The organism is Caulobacter sp. FWC26 (genome assembly GCF_002742645.2).
Taxonomy (GTDB): domain Bacteria; phylum Pseudomonadota; class Alphaproteobacteria; order Caulobacterales; family Caulobacteraceae; genus Caulobacter.
Genome location: NZ_CP033875.1, coordinates 3,405,750 through 3,423,079 on the forward strand (window position 1 = coordinate 3,405,750; position 17,330 = coordinate 3,423,079).

At 68.0% G+C, this 17,330-nt stretch carries 11 protein-coding genes and 1 pseudogene; 6 read left to right on the forward strand and 6 right to left on the reverse strand.

The window, feature by feature from the left end; translation table 11 throughout:
- The first annotated feature begins 66 nt into the window (after positions 1 to 66).
- The gene (locus tag CSW63_RS17835) at positions 67 to 1,920 is read left to right on the forward strand and encodes a glycoside hydrolase family 2 protein (RefSeq protein ID WP_062098144.1); all 1,854 of its coding nucleotides are present in this window, start codon (positions 67 to 69) and stop codon (positions 1,918 to 1,920) included.
- Between the two features lie 100 nt (positions 1,921 to 2,020).
- Positions 2,021 to 4,306, forward strand: coding sequence for a glycoside hydrolase family 3 N-terminal domain-containing protein (locus CSW63_RS17840; protein WP_099503117.1), 2,286 nt, complete (start codon positions 2,021 to 2,023; stop codon positions 4,304 to 4,306).
- Positions 4,307 to 4,314: 8 nt separating this feature from the next.
- Here CSW63_RS17840 and CSW63_RS17845 read toward each other — a convergent pair whose 3' ends face one another.
- The 4 genes from CSW63_RS17845 to CSW63_RS17860 all read right to left on the reverse strand — a co-directional run bounded on the left by CSW63_RS17845 (position 4,315) and on the right by CSW63_RS17860 (position 8,091).
- Positions 4,315 to 5,952, reverse strand: a complete 1,638-nt coding sequence (locus CSW63_RS17845; protein ID WP_062096603.1) for a glycoside hydrolase family 43 protein — start codon at positions 5,950 to 5,952, stop codon at positions 4,315 to 4,317.
- A complete protein-coding gene (locus tag CSW63_RS17850) occupies positions 5,949 to 7,166 on the reverse strand; it encodes an MFS transporter (protein ID WP_231737495.1) in 1,218 nt (405 codons plus the stop codon). The genes CSW63_RS17845 and CSW63_RS17850 overlap by 4 nt, the downstream gene beginning before the upstream one ends.
- A gap of 144 nt (positions 7,167 to 7,310) precedes the next feature.
- Positions 7,311 to 7,811, reverse strand: a complete 501-nt coding sequence (locus tag CSW63_RS17855) for a low affinity iron permease family protein (protein ID WP_062096608.1) — start codon at positions 7,809 to 7,811, stop codon at positions 7,311 to 7,313.
- Between the two features lie 28 nt (positions 7,812 to 7,839).
- Complete coding sequence (locus tag CSW63_RS17860) at positions 7,840 to 8,091, reverse strand: hypothetical protein (RefSeq protein ID WP_197425268.1); 252 nt, start codon at positions 8,089 to 8,091, stop codon at positions 7,840 to 7,842.
- A gap of 347 nt (positions 8,092 to 8,438) precedes the next feature.
- On the opposite strand from CSW63_RS17860, the gene CSW63_RS17865 reads away from it, so the two are divergent.
- Positions 8,439 to 8,828: a VOC family protein gene (locus tag CSW63_RS17865; protein WP_062096610.1), complete on the forward strand. Its 390-nt coding sequence runs from the start codon at positions 8,439 to 8,441 to the stop codon at positions 8,826 to 8,828.
- A gap of 85 nt (positions 8,829 to 8,913) precedes the next feature.
- On the opposite strand, the gene CSW63_RS17870 is transcribed toward CSW63_RS17865, so the two are convergent.
- Positions 8,914 to 10,803 (reverse strand): hypothetical protein, encoded by a 1,890-nt coding sequence (locus CSW63_RS17870; RefSeq protein WP_062094348.1) that lies wholly within the window; start codon positions 10,801 to 10,803, stop codon positions 8,914 to 8,916.
- 234 nt (positions 10,804 to 11,037) lie between these two features.
- Between CSW63_RS17870 and CSW63_RS17875 the strand changes: the two genes are divergently transcribed.
- Entirely contained in the window at positions 11,038 to 11,799 is a 762-nt protein-coding gene (locus CSW63_RS17875) for a FadR/GntR family transcriptional regulator (RefSeq protein ID WP_062094350.1), read from the forward strand.
- A gap of 10 nt (positions 11,800 to 11,809) precedes the next feature.
- On the opposite strand, the gene CSW63_RS17880 is transcribed toward CSW63_RS17875, so the two are convergent.
- Positions 11,810 to 13,066: an alginate lyase family protein gene (locus tag CSW63_RS17880; protein WP_062094352.1), complete on the reverse strand. Its 1,257-nt coding sequence runs from the start codon at positions 13,064 to 13,066 to the stop codon at positions 11,810 to 11,812.
- 166 nt (positions 13,067 to 13,232) lie between these two features.
- Here CSW63_RS17880 and CSW63_RS17885 point away from each other — a divergent pair, with 166 nt between their 5' ends.
- Together CSW63_RS17885 and CSW63_RS17890 are read left to right on the forward strand one after the other, a co-directional pair.
- The gene (locus tag CSW63_RS17885; protein ID WP_062094354.1) at positions 13,233 to 14,393 is read left to right on the forward strand and encodes a glycoside hydrolase family 105 protein; all 1,161 of its coding nucleotides are present in this window, start codon (positions 13,233 to 13,235) and stop codon (positions 14,391 to 14,393) included.
- 31 nt (positions 14,394 to 14,424) lie between these two features.
- Positions 14,425 to 17,275, forward strand: a pseudogene (locus CSW63_RS17890) (M14 metallopeptidase family protein).
- Positions 17,276 to 17,330 lie beyond the last annotated feature (55 nt).

Here is a 17,330-nt window from a genome sequence, read left to right on the forward strand (position 1 = left end):
GCCCTGACCGCCCCGCGTGCTTCATCAGCGTGAAACGCCGAACGGCGGCTGGAGGACGCGATGGGGATGGCCAAGAAAACCCTGGCGGGCGTGATCGGCGCCTTGGCGCTCCTGGCGCCATCCCTCGGACTGACCGCGCCCCCTACCCTGACCCGCGCCGACACGCGCGCCGGCGTCGATCTCTCCGGAACCTGGCGCTATTCGGTTGATCCCTATCGGGATGGGCTGGCCGGCTTCCACCGGGGGCCGGCGGGCGAAGGCCACCGGCGCTATGACGATGTCGATGTCGACGCCGTCACCCGTGCGCGGCCGAACGCGCTCTATGAGTACGACATGGATCGCAGCCCCATGGCCACGCTGCCGCAGGGCTGGATAGGCCATGATCCCACGCTGCGCTACTATCAGGGCCTGATGTGGTACCAGCGCCGCTTTGACGCCCCCGCCCTAAAGCCGGGCCAGCGCGCGTTCCTGCGGTTCGAGGCCGTCAACTACACCGCCAAGGTCTATCTGAACGGCAAGGCGGTCGGCGAGCACGAGGGCGGCTTCACGCCGTTCTCGATGGAGGTCACCGACGTCCTGCGCGCCAGCAACAACCAGCTCACCGTGGGGGTCGACTCCACGCCCCAGGCCGATGGCGTCCCCCCGCCCGTGACCGACTGGGAGAACTATGGCGGCATCACCCGGCCGATGCGCCTGGTGATCACGCCCGCGACCTTCGTGGATGAGGCGTGGGTCCGTCTGTCCAAGGACGGGAAGATCGCCGTCACGATCCGGCTCGACGGCCCCGAGGCGGCAGGCCGCGAGGTGCGCGTGCGGATCGGCGAGTTGGGCGTTGCGCTGGTGGGCAGGACAGACGCGAACGGCGTGCTGAACGCGGCCGTGGCCGCGCCGCGGAGCCTGGTGCGCTGGTCGCCCGAAACGCCCCGGCTGTACGATGTCGTGGTCGAGACGGGCGAGGATCGCCTGACCGACCGGGTCGGCTTGCGCACCATCGAGACCCGGGGCTCGGAGATCCTTCTGAACGGCAAGCCGATCTTCCTGCGCGGAATCTCGGTGCACGAGGAAGAGTTCGGCGAGAACCCGACCCGAACGATCAGCGAAGCCAGCGCCCGGGCCCTGCTGTCCGAGGTCAAGCAGGGCCTGCATGGCAACTTCGTACGGCTGGCCCACTATCCGCACAGCGAGATCATGACCCGTGTCGCCGACGAGATGGGCCTCCTGGTCTGGAGTGAGATCCCGGTCTACTGGCTGGTCGATTTCGGCAATCCGCGCACCCTGGCGCTGGCGCGCGGTATGCTGGCCGACAACATCCGCCGCGACCGTAACCGCGCCTCGATCATTCTGTGGAGCGTGGCCAACGAGACGCCGATCAGCGCGCCGCGCAACCGCTTCCTCTATCAACTGATCGACGACGTCCGCGCTCTGGATGATAGCCGGCTGGTGACCGCCGCCCTGCTCACTGATCGCAAGACCGTCGACGGCCAGGTGGTGATGAGCCTCAACGACCCGCTGGCCGACAGGCTGGATGTGCTGGCGGCCAACACCTACAACGGCTGGTACAGCAATGACGCGCTCGACGCCCTGCCGGCCATGACCTGGCGCGCGACCGACAAGCCGATGGTCTTCTCGGAGTTCGGAGCCGACGCCCTGGCCGGCTTCGCCGACCCTGCGCTGATGCGGAAGTTCTCCGAGGACTTCCAGAAGACCTACTACGAGAAGACCTTGGCCATGGCCGACAAGGCGTCGACCTTACGCGGGATTTCGCCCTGGATTCTCAAGGACTTCCGCGCTCCCCGCCGACAGCACCCGATCTATCAGCAGGGCTGGAACCGAAAGGGTCTCTTGTCGCCGACCGGTCGCCGCAAGCCCGCCTTCTACGTGCTGCGTGACTACTTCAAGGCGCGGGAAGCGGCCCGGTAGCCCCGCAACCCTAGACCAAGGTCGCAGTGGTGGCGGAGCGATGACAGCGTTATCATTTCGCCGTCTCCAGAGACGCAGGCTCAAGAACGGCGGGGATCGCATGACGACGCGGCGCGATATGATGGCGGGCGGCCTCGCCCTGGCGACAAGCCTTCTGGCCCCGCGCGCCGGCCAAGCCCAGCCCTTGAGCGCCGCCCACGTCCGACAGGTCAAGGACCTGTTGTCGCGGATGACCCTGGACGAGAAGATCGGCCAGATGCACCAGCCGCCCGGCGGGCGGCAGAAGGCGCTGAATTCCCGCATCGACGCGGCGGCGCTGGATCTCGTCCGTCGGGGCGGCGTCGGCTCCTATCTGCACGTGGCCGGCGCCCAGTTCCTTCGGGACCTGCAGAAGGTGGCCGTCGAAGAGTCGCGGCTGAAAATCCCGCTGCTGTTCGCCATCGACGTCGTCCATGGCTACCGCACGCTCTATCCGGTCCCGCTGGCCATGGCGGCCACCTTTGATCCCGAGGCGTACCGCGCCTGCGCCCGCATGGCGGCGATCGAGACCAGCGTCGCGGGCCTGCACTGGACCTTCGCGCCGATGGTCGACGTGGCCCGCGATCCCCGCTGGGGTCGGGTGGTCGAAGGCGCGGGCGAGGATCCGTATCTCGGCGCGGTCATGGGCGTGGCCCAGACCGAGGGCTTCCAGACCCGAAACCTCGCCGGCCGCGACACCGTGTTGGCCTGCGTCAAGCACTTCGGGGCCTATGGCGCGGTGGCGGGCGGCCGCGACTACGACAGCGCCGACATCTCGGAGCGCACGTTGCACGAGGTGATCCTGCCGCCCTTCGCCGCTGGCAAGGCGGCGGGCGCGGGGTCGTTCATGACCGCCTTCAACGATATCGGCGGCGTGCCGACCACCGCCAATGCGGTCCTGGTGCGCGGCCTGCTGCGCGACAAGTGGGGCTTTGACGGGATCGTCGTCAGCGACTGGAACGCCATCGCAGAGCTGATCGCCCACGGCGTGGCCGAGACGCCGGCCCAGGCTGCGGCCCTGGCCCTGAAGGCCGGCGTCGACATGGACATGGCCGGCGGCGTCTACGCCGCGCATCTGAAGACCGCCGTCGCCGAAGACCCCAGCCTGCTGCCGCTGATCGACCAGGCGGTAACCCACATCCTGATGACCAAGGCGCGCCTGGGGCTGTTCGACGATCCCTACCGCTTTGGCGATGTCGCCCGCGAGAAGACCGTGATGGTCTCGGCCCCGCACCGAGCCATCGCCCGCGACGCGGCGCGCAAGTCGGTGGTGCTGCTGAAGAACGACGGCGACGTCCTGCCCCTGGCCAAGGGCGCCAAGGTCGCCGTGGTCGGCGCCTTGGCCGACGACGCCCGCAGCGCCATCGGGTCTTGGAAGGCGCGCGGCGAGGAAACCGACGCTGTCACGCTGGTCACGGCGCTCAGGGCCCGCCTTCCAGACCTCGTCTACGCGCCCGGCGCCGCGCCCCGCGCCGACGATCTGGCGGGCGTCGCGGCGGCCGTCGCGGCGGCCAAGGCCGCTGACGTCACCGTGCTGGTGGTCGGCGAGGATTTCGACCACAGCGCCGAGTCCCGCAGCCGCTCGGATCTGTCCCTCCCCGGCGGGCAGAAGGCGTTGGCGGATGCGATCCTGGCCACCGGCAAGCCGGTCGTGCTGCTGATCATGGGCGGTCGGCCGCTGGCCATCCCCGACCTGCTGGCCAAGGCGCCGGCGGCGCTGATGACGTGGCTGTTGGGCGTGGAGAGCGGCACGGCCCTCGCCGACATCCTGCTGGGCGAGGTGTCCCCGGCAGGCCGCCTGCCGATGGGCCTGCCACGTACGGCGGGCGCCCTCCCGGAGACCTACGCCCACTACCCCACCGGTCGCCCCGCCGACCCCGATCTGGCCAAGGACACTACGCGCTATCACGACCTGGACGTCGGGCCCGTCTACCCGTTCGGACACGGCCTTTCCTACGCCCGCTTCGACTATTCCGGGCTTGCGCTCGACAAGGCGGCGATCAGCGACGGCGAAACCCTTTCCGCTACGTTGACCGTCACCAACACCGGCAAGGTCACCGCCGACGAGGTCGTACAGCTTTACATGCGCGATCCGGTCGCGGCCGTGGCGCGGCCGGTGATGGCGCTGCGGGGCTTCCGCCGCCTGACGCTGAAGCCTGGCGAGACCCGGCGCCTGACCTTCACCCTCTCGGCGCGACAGTGCGCGTTCTGGGACGCGGGGCGTTGGCGGATCGAGAAGGGTCGGATCGACCTGATGGTCGGCGCCTCGTCCGCCGACATCCGCGCGCGCGCCGCCTTCATGATCGACCAGGAGGGATGGAGCGACACCTCGCCCGCCGCGATCCTGACGCCCGTGACGGTGACCTGAAGGAGACGCTACGCGATCTCACGGCGGTAGGGCCGTTCCTCGTAGTCGAACCAGTCGAAGTCCGCCGGGGCGCCCATTCCAGAGCCGTCCTGGCAGGCCATGCCGACGAAGGCGCCGGTGAAGTTCGGCGCGCCCGGCGTGGTCGCCTCGTCCGACAGGATCGACGCGTCGAACACCTCGGGCAGCCAGCGCCACGCGCCGCCATCCTGCCGGTAACCGAAGCGCAGCCGCTCGAAATCGACCTCGACCCGCAGCTCGACCGGGCCAGCCGCCAGCGGCGTCGGCGCGGTGAAGCTGTCGGTCTGCGGACTGTCGGGCGAGCAGGTCATGACCCGCAGATGCTTGCCGTCCTCGGCGTCGTGGGTGACGTGCAGATAGTGAAGCTTGGCGCCGTTGTAGTAGCAGACCAGCCCGGCCGCCTGCTGGAAATGGGCGGGTTCGAAGTCCAGAGCCGTGGCGGCGGAGAAGCAGTGCGCCTGCTGGCGTCGCGCGACCAAGGCCTGGGTGAACAAGCTGCCCAGGCTCTCGCGTCCGTGGAGCCGCAGAAAGCCCGGTCGCGCCGTCAGGCTGAAGATCGTCTCCGGATAGGGCGTTCGCAGCCACTGGAAGTCGATCGGCAACGCTGCGGCGTCGAAATGTTCCCGCACCGGAGCGGCGGGCCAGGCGTGATCCGTAAGGCCGGCGCCGGGCGTATCGAGCGTCGGGTCGCCCGAACCGTCCAGCGTGCGCGGCCAGCCGTCGGCGTCCCAGGTCAGCTTCTGGATGGCGGTCTCACGGCCCAGCACGCACCGGCCCCGGCCCGGCAAAGGGCGCCCACAAAGATAGACGATATAGGTCTCGCCATCGGCGGTCTCGACCAGGTCGCCATGGCCGGCGCGCTGCAGCGGCGCATGGGGGCGGTCCCGCGCGGTGATCAGATAGGTGTCGGGGTGCAACTCATACGGGCCGTCGATCGCGCGGGACCGGGCCAGTGTCGCGGCGTGACCCCAGCCGGTGCCGCCCTCGGCCGTGATCAGGTAGTACCAGCCGTCGCGCTTGTAGAGGTGCGGCGCTTCAGTGAGGCCGATCGGCGTCCCCTCGAAGATCACCTTACGCTCGCCCACCAGCCGCTGCTCGACGACGGAGAACTCCTGCAGGACGATGCCGGCGAAGCGATTGCGGCCAGGTCGATGATCCCACAGCTGATTGACCAGCCATTTGCGGCCGTCGTCATCATGGAACAGCGACGGATCGAAGCCGGAGCTGTTCAGGTGGATCGGGTCGGACCACGCCCCGTCGATCGTTTCGCAGGTGACGAGGTAGTTGTGGAAGTCGCGCAGTGAGGCGCCCGAGGCGCCGCCGACCGTGGTGCGGCCATAGCGCTTCACATCGGTGAAGATCAGCCAGAAGCGGCCGTCGGCGTGCGTCAGGCACGGCGCCCAGACTCCGCAGCCGTCCGGATCGCCCATCATGTTCAGTTGGCTGGGGCGCTGCAGCGGCCGGCTCAGCAGGCGCCAGTTCCGCAGGTCGCGCGAATGGTGGATCTGCACGCCGGGGAACCACTCGAAGGTCGAGGTGGCGATGTAGTAGTCCTCGCCGACCCGAACGATCGACGGATCGGGATTGAAGCCGCGCAGGATCGGGTTGCGGATCAGGTCGTTGTTCATGCGGCGGCCTTGGCGGGGGCGGCGCGGTCCTTGACCAGCGTCCAGAGCAGCACGGCGCCGGCGATGTCTAGCACGCCCAGGGCGATGAAGAACGGGTCATAGCCGATCTTGGTCACCAGGCCGCCGATCAGCAGCGAGAACAGCAGCAGGCCCAGATTGCCCATCATGCCGGCCAGCCCCGCGACGGTCGCCACCTCGTTTCGCCGGAACAGGTCCGAGGCCATGGTGATCACGGTCACCGACAGCGTCTGGTGCGCGAAACCGCCCAGGCACAGCAGAGCGATGGCGGCGTAGGCGCTTTCGACCTTGCCCACGAACATCATGCCCGTCATCAGCACCGCCCCCAGGGTGAAGGCGATGCGACGGGCGTTGATCAGCGACACGCCCCGCTTTTGCAGCACCATCGCAATGACCGGCCCGGCCATGCAGCCGAGGTCCGCCGCGACGAAAGGCATCCAGGCGAAAAGCGCGATCTGCTTCAGGTCGAAGCCCCGCGTCTGGGAGAGATAGAGCGGCACCCAGAACGACAGCGTGCCCCAGGTGGGGTCGGCCAGGAAGCGCGGCAGGGCGATGCCCCAGAACTGCCCCTGCTTGAGAATCGACAGGACGGAGGGGCGGCCCGCGACGGCGTCCAGGTGCGCCTCCTGCCCCGCCGCGATCAGCGCCCGCTCCTCTTCGGTCATCGACGGATGCTTGTCGGGCGCGCGATAGCAGACCAGCCAGAGCACCACCCAGGCCAGGCCCATCACGCCGGTCAGCACGAAGGCCGCGCGCCAGTTCCAGGTGAGAACCGCCCAGACGACCAGTGGCGGCGCGAGCACCGAGCCGATCGAGGCGCCAATGTTGAACACCCCGCCGGCGAAGCCGCGTTCCTTGGCGGGGAACCATGTGGCCACGGCCTTCATCCCCGCCGGCTGCGCGGAGCCCTCGGCCAGACCGAGGAACCCTCGCAGCACCGCGAAGCCTTGCCAGTTGTTGGCCAGGCCGTGCGCCATGGCGATCAGCGACCAGGCGGCGGCGAAGACGGCGAAGCCGGTGCGCAGGCCCAGCGTGTCCAGAATATAGCCGCAGACCGGCTGCAGCATGATCCCCAGCTGAAAGGCGCTGGTGATCCAGGAGTACTCGGTCACCGTGATGCCGAGATCCTTCATGAGCGTCGGCGCCGCGACCCCCATGGTCGAGCGCGTCAGGTAGTTGACGATCGCGCCCAGCATCACCAGGCCGATGATCCACCAGCGCAGGGCTTTGAGTTTCGGCAAGGCGGCTCCCCCTCCGGGCCTCGGCGGACCCGCTCCTGGTACCGCTAACGCCGAAGCGCGTGACCGTCCACTCCCGACCGGTCAAGATAGACTGAAGTCTTAGTCGGCGGCTTGGCGGCTCGCCGCCACCGCCTTGCGCCGACGAGACGTGGGCTGGCGTCGCGTCGCCGTCCTGCCGCCGCCCTTAACGCCCTTTCGCCGCGCCCTGGCGTCCTTCTCGGCGGCGACCTTCTCGAGGACCTGCTGGTGTCGCTTCGCCCGCGCCTTGCAGCGGCTGTGCATGGCCTCCAGCTCCTTATCGGTCAGTTTTTCGATGCCCATGAAGGCGTCCTCCGCCTCGGTGGACGCACGGATCAGCTCGTCGAGCTTGGTCTGAAGCGCCACGCCGTCGCGGTTCTGGGTGTTCTGGATCAGGAACACCATCAGGAAGGTGACGATGGTGGTGCCGGTGTTGATGACCAGCTGCCAGGTCTCGGAAAACCGGAATAGCGGGCCCGAGATCGCCCAGACCAGCACCATTCCAACGCAGATCAGAAACGCCGGCGGACTGCCGGTGGCCTTGGCGGTGATATTGGCGAACTTGGCGAAGAGCTTGTCCACGGCGACCTCCCTGTCGCTCCGCCAACGCTCAGGTTTCGAGGGAGGCTCCCGCCTGTTCGGCCCGGCGCCGGCCAACGCCGTCCTGGCGCCGCACTTCGCCGACGAAACGGTCATGCCGCTGCTCGGTCGCCGGCTCCCAGATGAAGACTCCCGAGCAGTCGTGCGCTGTCGCGATCTCGGACGCCAGGATCAAGGCTTCTTTGTCGGACTCGGCCGCCTCAGCGATGAAGGTCAGCGAAACACCGTCGGCGCGATGCGGGTAGAAAAGGTAGGTCGGCATGAGCATACTCCGGCCAGACGAGCGGGAGCGGAAAGCGCCACCTTCCTTCTCTCAGCCACCGACGCTCGAAGAAACCGTGCCGGTGATGCGGACAGTATAGTCACTCAGATTGGGCTTTGCGAACGAATATTCCCATTATCGCCCGCAGACCTTTGTCGAATACCCGACATAGGGAAAATTATAGATCAAAATTCCACATATCGCTGCCGACCGACTGATGTTCGTCTCGAACATGGATCCACGTGCCGCCCCTTGTTCCCTTCGCCCCAACCCTTGAGTGGCCTGAATATCTGCTGGTCCCTCCGCAGCGTCTCGGCCACTCTGGCGCTGAAGCGTAGGAGGACGCGATGATCGGATACACCCTGGTGGGCGCCAACGACCTGGACAAGGCCAAGGGGTTCTACGACGACCTCTTCGGCGCGATCGGCGTCAAGCGCCTGATGGAGTTCCCGACGGGCGGCTGCGCCTGGGGGGCGGACTGGACCAAGCCGATGTTCGGGGTCGGTAAGCCCTACAACGGCGAGGCCGCGACGTTCGGCAACGGCACGATGATCGCCTTGGTGCTCGACGAACGCGCCAAGGTCGACAGCCTGTATGAGAAGGCGATCAGCCTGGGCGCTCAGTGCGAGGGCAAGCCGGGCGTGCGCGGCGACGAGGGCCCGCAGGCCTTCTATGCCGCCTATTTCCGCGACCTGGACGGCAACAAGCTTTGCGCGTTCCGCGTCGGCCCGGCCTAGAGCCCTTTGGCTCTAGAGGGCCCTGAATGTCTGACTTTAGAGCCTGTTCATCTGGTCTGGATGGCTCCATCTAAACCAGAACGCTCTAGCGGTAGCGGAGCGTCCAGCGCACCGTGATCGTCCCCTGAGCATCCTGCGCGCCCGTGCAGGTCGTCAGGGCGGTCATCGGCCCGGTGACGGAGCGGTAGGCGGGCTCGTTGTCCAGATCGCGCGTCGCGCAGGTCAGGCCTTGCACGTCGAACGTCCTCACCGCGCCGCGCGCGAAGCGAGTCGCGCCGCCCCGGCTGACGCCGCCACGCGAGAAGCTGGCGAAGGCGAGGTCCACGGCCTTCGCCGAAACGCCGGGCTTTAGCGTGAACACGTCGGTCCGGCGGATCAGGCCAGGCTCCAGCACATAGGTCGTGTGCGCGCTGACCCGATCGTCGGGCACGGGCGCTTTCTGGCCCAGGCGGTCCAGTTGGTCCTGACGATAGGTGACGACGGTCCGCGCCCCCTGCTCGACCACCTTGGCGCCCTTGGCGTAGGCCAGCGGCGCCAGGGCCGCGCCGTCAGCCAGGGTGATGCGCGGCAGGAGCTGAGGAAACGCGGCGTCGGCCACATGTTGCAGCAGCCCGGGCGACGATGGGATCGGGTAGTAGGGCGAGTTCATGTGCTGGCCCTCCCCGCCATTGATGAGGGGCAGACCGATCACCCGCGTCTCGCCGGTAGGTCGACGATCACGGATCGTCACCAGCAGCCGGTCGTACTGACCCTTGGCGAACCATGTGACCGTCCGGCGCGGCAGGCGGTCCAGCCAGGCGCCGTAACCCGGATCGGCGGCCTGATCCTTGAAGCCCAAATCGTTCCAGATGGCGTTGGTGTAGATGTACTGGCGACCAAGGCTGAGGTTCTCGCCGAGGATCCGGTGCTTGCCGCGATAGGCGTCGGTGCGACGGCCGTGCTCCCAGAGGTTCACCGAGCCCATCGCCGGGTCGAACCAGAAGTCCATGTAGCGCGCAGCCACCCGCGAACTGAACGCATAGGCCATGCGCTTCTCCTCGGGCGTCAACACGTCCAGCTTGGCCGCCGCCGTCAGCACCTCCAGGAAGGCGGTCTCGCCATAGGTCCCGATGCTGCGGCCATACTCGAAGCCCTCGCCGCGCGGGTTTAGGCGCGGCAGCATCAGGTCGACGGATCGGCGCAGCCACGTCCGCACCTCGGGCGTCGCGGGCATGCCCGCCTCGATCAGACGGTGGGCGATCTCGCCGATCAGCAGCACGCTGTAGCGGTCGAACCGCCCCTGCCCATCGGTTTCGTCCGCAAAGCCATATTCGCCCGAATACTTGCGATAATGGTCGAGCGTCTTGTCCAGCAGAGCTTCGCTGGCCGAGACGTCTTCCCAACCCAGCCGGTAGCGCAGCCGCGCCACGCTGAAGGCGACGCCGTAGTAGTTGTTGGGCAGGTTGATCAGCGTCAGATCGTCGGCGCGGACAAAGCGTCGCCAGTCCAGCTTGGCCTTCAGCGCCGCCATCGTCGCCGGGGACACGGCCTGATCCAGCAGCCCCGCCTCCTGAAGCATCACCAAGGCCTGGCAGTAGTAGTAGACACCCCAGGTGTCATTGGGGTCGGCCACCGTCATGTCGGCGATCTCGCGATAGGCGGACAGATACCGGACAAGGCGTGGATCATCGCGCGGCGTGTCGACGATCAGATATGCCAGGCCAATGGCGATCTTGCCGGGCAGGAACTTGTCATCGGCCTCGAAGACCTTGACCCCGTCCAGCGTCATGCCGCGCTTCTCGACCATCAGCTTGTCGAGCAGCACGGCCATACGCGGCAGGATGCGGGCCTCGACCGTCTGGTTCATCGGCGCGACTGTGGCGTAGCCGGGACCGCGCGGGTCCGGCGCGGCTGCGGGCTTGGCCGCCAAGGCGAGGGACGCTGTCGCCGAGCTCAGGGCGGCCACGGACAGGAACAGGCAGGGACGCAGTCGCATCAGAGGCTCGCGGGCCCGCCATCGCGGGTCTTCTGGGTGGCCGCGCCGCCCAAGAAAAGGTGGCGACGCGCTTGGCATGACCAATTTCGCCACGCCCACTAAGATGTCAAGCCAATTTGGCCTTACCAGTTACACCTCGCAGGCCCCACGGCACGCTCGCCGAACGGTAGCGTCGCGCCTTGTCATGCAATAGGATTCCCGCCGCCGACGCGACGTCGGCGGGATCGCAGACACATGACCACTTCGACGGCGGAAACGCGTAAACTCTATCAGCAGGTCGCCAACTCGATCGCCGATGCGATCCGTGACGGCGTCCACAAGCCCGGCCAGCGGTTGCCTTCCGAGCGCGATCTGGCCGAGGACTACAAGGTCAGCCGTCCCACGGTGCGCGAGGCGATGATCGCCCTTGAGATTCGCGGGCTTGTCGAGGCCCGCCATGGCTCGGGCGTCTATGTCACCGATACCCCCCGCCCGGAGAGCCCCGCACCCGAACTGGACATCGGCGCCTTTGAGCTGACTGAAGCCCGTCGCCTGATCGAAGGCGAAGTCGCCGCCCTGGCGGCCGCCACCATCACCGACGAGGAACTGGCCGAACTGGCCGCGATCATGGACGACATGGTCGTGGAGAACGACAATAACGTGCGTGGCGAGCGGGCCGACCGCCGCTTCCACGTCACCATCGCTCAGGCCAGCCGCAACAGCGCCCTGGTCACCGTGGTCGAGAACCTTTGGGACCTGCGCTACAAGTCGCCGCTGTGCCGGGCGATGCTGGAGCGCGCGCGTCAGGTCGGCGTGCGCCCGCTGATCGACGACCACCAGGAAATCCTGCTGGCCCTGAAGGAGCGCAACCCCACCAGCGCCCGCAACGCGATGCGCGAACACCTGGGCCGGGTCATCGACAACCTGCTGACCGCCACCGAGATCGACGCCTTGGAGCGCGCCCGGAGCGAAGTGGCCGCGCGCCGCACCGAGCTGGCGCGCCGCTCGGCGATCTGAACGCTTCGCCTCAATTCCTGAAGGGCGCGATCGTCAGACGGCTTTGAGCCGCCGGCGACTGGCCCGCGATGCTCTCGGCCTTGGCCGCCAAGCCTGCGTCCCCATACGCTGCGGCGGCGAGGTCGTAGAGCGGCAGGGCTTCGCGCGTGGCGTCCTCCGGTTTGAGGTCCCTGTAGGGGAAGGCCGCCGCGTCGCCGACGAACTGGGCCAGGTACGTCAGCGCCGCCCGGATCCCCTGCCCCTGCGGACCGCGATAACCCCACAGATCGACGCCGACGCAGGGACCGAGCTCGGCCATGCCGATCAGCGGTTCCAGCGCAAAGTAGCTGTAGTGCAGAGCCTTGGTGCGCGACAGCTCCTCGGGCATCCTGCCGTCGGGCGCGATCTCCGGATCGATGCGGTTGGAGCCCACGCTGGCGAGCACCTCGCGGGCCAGGTCTGGCCGACGTGCGAACAGGGCAAATGTCGCCAACTGGTAGTCGTACCAGAGGCCATGGTTGTTCCTGGCCGCCCGTTCTTCCTTCCCGGTCGGCGCGGTCTGCATCCAGTCGGCATAGGCGCCGAACCAGGCTTCAAGGCCCGCCTGCTCCGACGCGGTCAGGGCGTCGGACGGGGCCAGCACGCCGACCGCTTCGATCACCCGCAACAGGCGATAGGTGTCCAGCACGCCCTCGGCGCGCCCGAGGGTGCGGCCCGGCACGCCTTGCGCATAGGTCATGGCCGGGTTCATCCGCGTGGCCGGATCGAGAAACCAGGCCCGCAACAGCTGAGCCGCCTTGGTCGCGTAGCGGGTGTCGCCAGTGAAATAGTAGGCCAGGGCCAAAGCCTCGACGGCGCCGGCCATGGTCTCCATGCGATTGGCGTCGAAGGCGTTGGTGTTCCGCTCGGGATTCACTTCGCCGTCCTTGCGGATATAGGGCTCGCCGTTGGGCTGGGCCGGGTCGGGCCACCAGTACGGCCCCATCGAGATGTAGTCGCGCTTATCGCCGCTGGGCGGTGTGCGGCTCTTGTCGACCACACTATAGACGGGGCCGGCCAGAGCCTTGTCAGCGCGGGCGAGCAGAGCCTTGTAAGCCGGCGCAAGTTCCGGATCGGCGAGTCGGGCCTTGGCGGCGCGCAACGCCCTAGGCTTCCAGCGGAAGGTGCGGCGCCCGTCGAAGTCGGCGGCGTAGCCCTGCTCAGCCCGGCACACCGGCGCGGCGGTTACCGGCGCCGCCACCAGAAGAGCGAGGCAGCTCGCCGCCATCGCCATCGAACACCGGACCATTCAAAGCCTCCCCGCCGTCAAGCGCGGCCTGCGGCGACCATAGCGCCGGGCGCGAGATTGGCTAGGCCAAACTCGCGAAACTGGTCTTCGCGATTGCCTAGAACAGGTCTTGTCCGTTAAGACCATCGCGAAGCGCTCGCAGCTAGCGCACGGGAGGGGACGACGCATGCGCGCCACCATCACCGCGATCCTGGTCGGTCTCAGCCTAGCCACGCCCCCCGCCATGGCGGCCCCGGCGCCCGGCCCCTCGATCAAGGAGCAGGCGGAGGTCGCCGCCTCTGCGCTAACCCTGGGCCGCGCGGTCGCCGACTGGCAGCTGCGCCACATGGACGGCCGGTTCGACTACGTCCAAACCCATCGTCCCGGCACACAGAACCCGCGCGGCTGGATCCAGGGGGCCTTCTATGTGGGCCTGACCGCCTTCGCCGAGCGGACCGGCGATGCAGGCTACCTTCAGGCCCTCCGCGCCCACGGCGAGGCGCAGGCCTGGGGCCTTGGCAAGCGCCCCCTGCACGCCGACGACCATGTCATCGCCCAAAGCTGGCTTTGGCTGCACGCCCGCGACCAAGACCCCGCCCAGTTGGCGCCGGTCAAGGCGCGGTTCGACGCCATCCTGGCCGATCCGCCCCGCGCGGACCTGACCTTCATCGACGGTACCGAGGACCAGCCGTGCCAGGCCCGCTGGTGCTGGAGCGACGCCCTGTTCATGGCCCCGCCGACCTGGACCGCCCTGTCGGCCGCGACCGGCGATCCGCGCTACGCCGCTTACGGCGACCACGAGTTCTGGGCGGCGACGGACTGGCTGCTCGACCGGGAGCACGGCCTCTATTTCCGCGACAGCCGCTACTTTGATCGCCGCGACGATCAGGGCCGCAAGATCTTCTGGAGCCGGGGCAACGGCTGGGCCTACGCCGGGATCGTCAACATCCTGAAGACCCTGCCCGCGAACCATCCTTCGCGCCCGCGCTATGTCGCCCTGTTCAAGCGGATGTCGGCCAAGCTGGTCGCGCTGCAAAAGGCTGACGGCTACTGGTCGGTGTCGCTTCTGGCGCCCGAGAACAGCCCGCCCGAGACCAGCGGCACCGGGTTCTTCGTCTATGGCCTGGCCTGGGGCGTGAACCAGGGCCTGCTGCAGGAGTCCCGCTACGCACGGTCGGCGCGGCTGGGCTGGAACGCCTTGGCGCGCGCGGTTGGGCCGGACGGCAAGCTCGGCTGGGTGCAGCAGGTCGGCTATGCGCCAGACCATGTCGCGGCCGGCGACACCCAACTCTATGGCGCCGGCGCCTTCCTCCTGGCGGCGTCTGAGGCGTCGCGCGGACGCTTCTAAGGCCCGATGAAAAAATGGGCTGGCCCTCCCGTTGCTCCGGGGGCGGAAATCCGGTCCTCCTTCGTCATCCAGGGACAAGGCGCGCGCGTAAGGTCGCGCCACAGGCTGATGGGGCGAGATCGATGAAACGAAGTGCGGTGATGGCCGGAGCGGCCCTTGGCGTGGTGCTGGCCTTTGGCGCGATGGGCGGCGCCACGGCGTCCGACCTGCCCTCGCCGGCGACGGCCTTCGCCCAGCCGGTCGGCAGCGACTACTTCCTGGCCGACTACACCGCCTATGAAGCCTATCTGAAGGCGCTGGCCGCCAAGTCCGACCGCATGAAACTGGTCGACATCGGCAAGACCGAGGAAGGCCGCACCCAATGGATGGCGATCGTCTCCTCGCCCGCCAACCTGGCCAAGCTGGACCAGTACCGGACCATCGCCCGCAAGCTGGCAAAGGCCGAGGGCGTCAGCGAGGCCGAGGCCCGCAAGCTGGCCGCCGAGGGCAAGGCCGTGGTGTGGATCGACGCAGGCCTGCACGCCAACGAGACTGTGACCTCACAAGGCCAGATCCAGGTCATCCACCAGATGCTGACGGGGACCGATCCTGAGACCCTGCGGTTCCTGGACGACTGCATCATCCTGTTCGCGCACGACAATCCCGACGGGATGGAGATGATCTCCGACTGGTACATGCGCAACGAGGACCCCAAGAAGCGGGAGTTCGGCTCGTTGCCGCGCCTGTATCACAAGTACATCGGCCACGATAACAACCGCGACAGCTTCATGTCGGCCATGGCCGAGACGACCAACGTCAACCGCCAGCTGTTCCGCGAGTGGTTCCCCCAGATCGTCTACAACCAGCACCAGACCGCGCCCAACGGCATGGTCGTGTTCGTGCCGCCGTTCCGCGATCCGGCCAACCACAACTACGACCCGCTGGTCATGACCATGCTGCAGGAAGTTGGCATGGCCATGCACAGCCGCCTGGTGGCCGAGGACAAGCCCGGCACCGGCGCGCGCAGCGCCGCCCCCTACTCCACTTGGCACAACGGGATGGAGCGCTCCATCGCCTACTTCCACAATTCGATCGGCCTGCTGACCGAGATCACCGGCGGCCCGACCCCGTCGCCGATCAACCTGGTCCCCGAGGTGCAGTTGCCCAGCAACGACCGGCCGGTTCCGATCGCGCCCCAGATGTGGCGCCTGCAGCAGACGCTAGATTACCAGGCCAGCCTGAACCGCTCGGTGCTGGACTACGCCTCGCGCAACCGCGAGCGCCTGCTCTTCAACATCTGGAAGATGGGCGACAACAGCATCAAGCGTGGCAGCCGCGACACCTGGACCATCACCCCGACCAAGGTCGACGCGCTGATCGCGGCCGGCAAGGAAAAGCCCCTGGCCGGCGGGCGCGGCGGTTCGGCGGATCCTTCGCTCTACAAGACGATCATGCAGGCGCCCGAGCAGCGCGACCCGCGCGGCTTCATCCTGCCCGCCGATCAGGCCGACCTGCCGACCGTGGTCGCCTTCCTGAACGCCCTGATTAAGGCGGGCGTCGACGTCGATGTCGCCGACAAGGCCTTCACCGTGGCCGGCAAGACGTACCCCGCCGGCTCCTACGTGGTCCGCACGGCCCAAGCCTATCGTCCGCACGTGATGGACATGTTCGAGCCGCAGGACCACCCGCACGACACCGAGTATCCGGGCGGCCCGCCCAAGGCGCCGTACGACGTCACCGGCTACACCCTGGCCTACCAGATGGGGATCAAGTTCGACCGCGTGCTGGACGCCTTCGAGGCGCCCACCAAGCGGGTGCCCGACCTGATCAAGGTCGCGCCGGGTTCGGTGAAGGGCTCGGGAAGCGCAGGCTGGCTGATCCGCCACGAGACCAACGCCAGCTTCACCCTGACCAACCGCCTGCTGAAGGCCGGCGCCAAGGTCCAGTGGCTCAAGGACGGCGCCAAGGCCGGCGGCAAGACCTTCGGAGCCGGCGCGATCTGGGTCCCTGCCTCCCCCGCCGCCAAGGCGGTGATCGACAAGGGCGTGAAAGACCTGGGGATCGACGCCTGGGCCGTCGCCGCCAAGCCGGCGGGCGCCGCCATCGCGCTGAAGCCGATCCGCGTGGGCCTGGTCGACGTCTACGGCGGCTCGATGCCTTCGGGCTGGAACCGCTGGATGTTCGAGCAGTTCGAGGCGCCCTTCCAGGTCGTCTATCCGCAGCGCCTGGACGCCGGCGACATCGGCAAGGACTTCGACGTGCTGGTCTTCGCCGACGGCGTGGTGCCCGCCCCGGCGGACGGTCCGTTCCGCGCCGGCCGCGGCGGGGCCCAGCCCAAGCCCGAGGACATTCCGGCCGAGTACCGGTCGTGGCTTGGCCGCGTGACCGATGAGAAGACCGTCCCCAAGATCGCCGAGTTCGTGAAGGGCGGCGGCACGGTCGTGGCCATCGGCGCCTCGACGCGCCTGGCCACGGCGCTCGGCGCGCCGGTCGAGGTGGCCACGGCCAAGACCGAGAACGGCCAGCTCAAGGCCCTGTCGAACCGCGAGCTCTACATCCCTGGCGCAGTCCTGCGGGCCAAGGTCGATCCGAAACAGCCGCTGGCCTACGGGGCGGGTGAGGAGGTCGACGTGTTCTTCGACCGCAGCCCGGCCTTCACCGTGAAGCCCGACGTCAAGGGCGTCTCGCGCGTGGCCTGGTTCGACAGCGACAAGCCGCTGCGCAGCGGCTGGGCCGTGGGCCAGGAGAAGCTGAAGGGCTCGACGGCGATGCTCGACATCACCGTGGGCAAGGGCAAGGTCTTCGCCTTCGGCCCCGAGATCACCCAGCGCGCCCAGTCGTGGGGCACGTTCAAGTTCCTGTTCAACGGCCTGCTCTACGGGCCGGCGGTGAGCGGAAAGTAGGGCTGAAAATAAGATCGGCGCCGGACGGGGAAGTCCGGCGCCGAGTTCGTCTCGG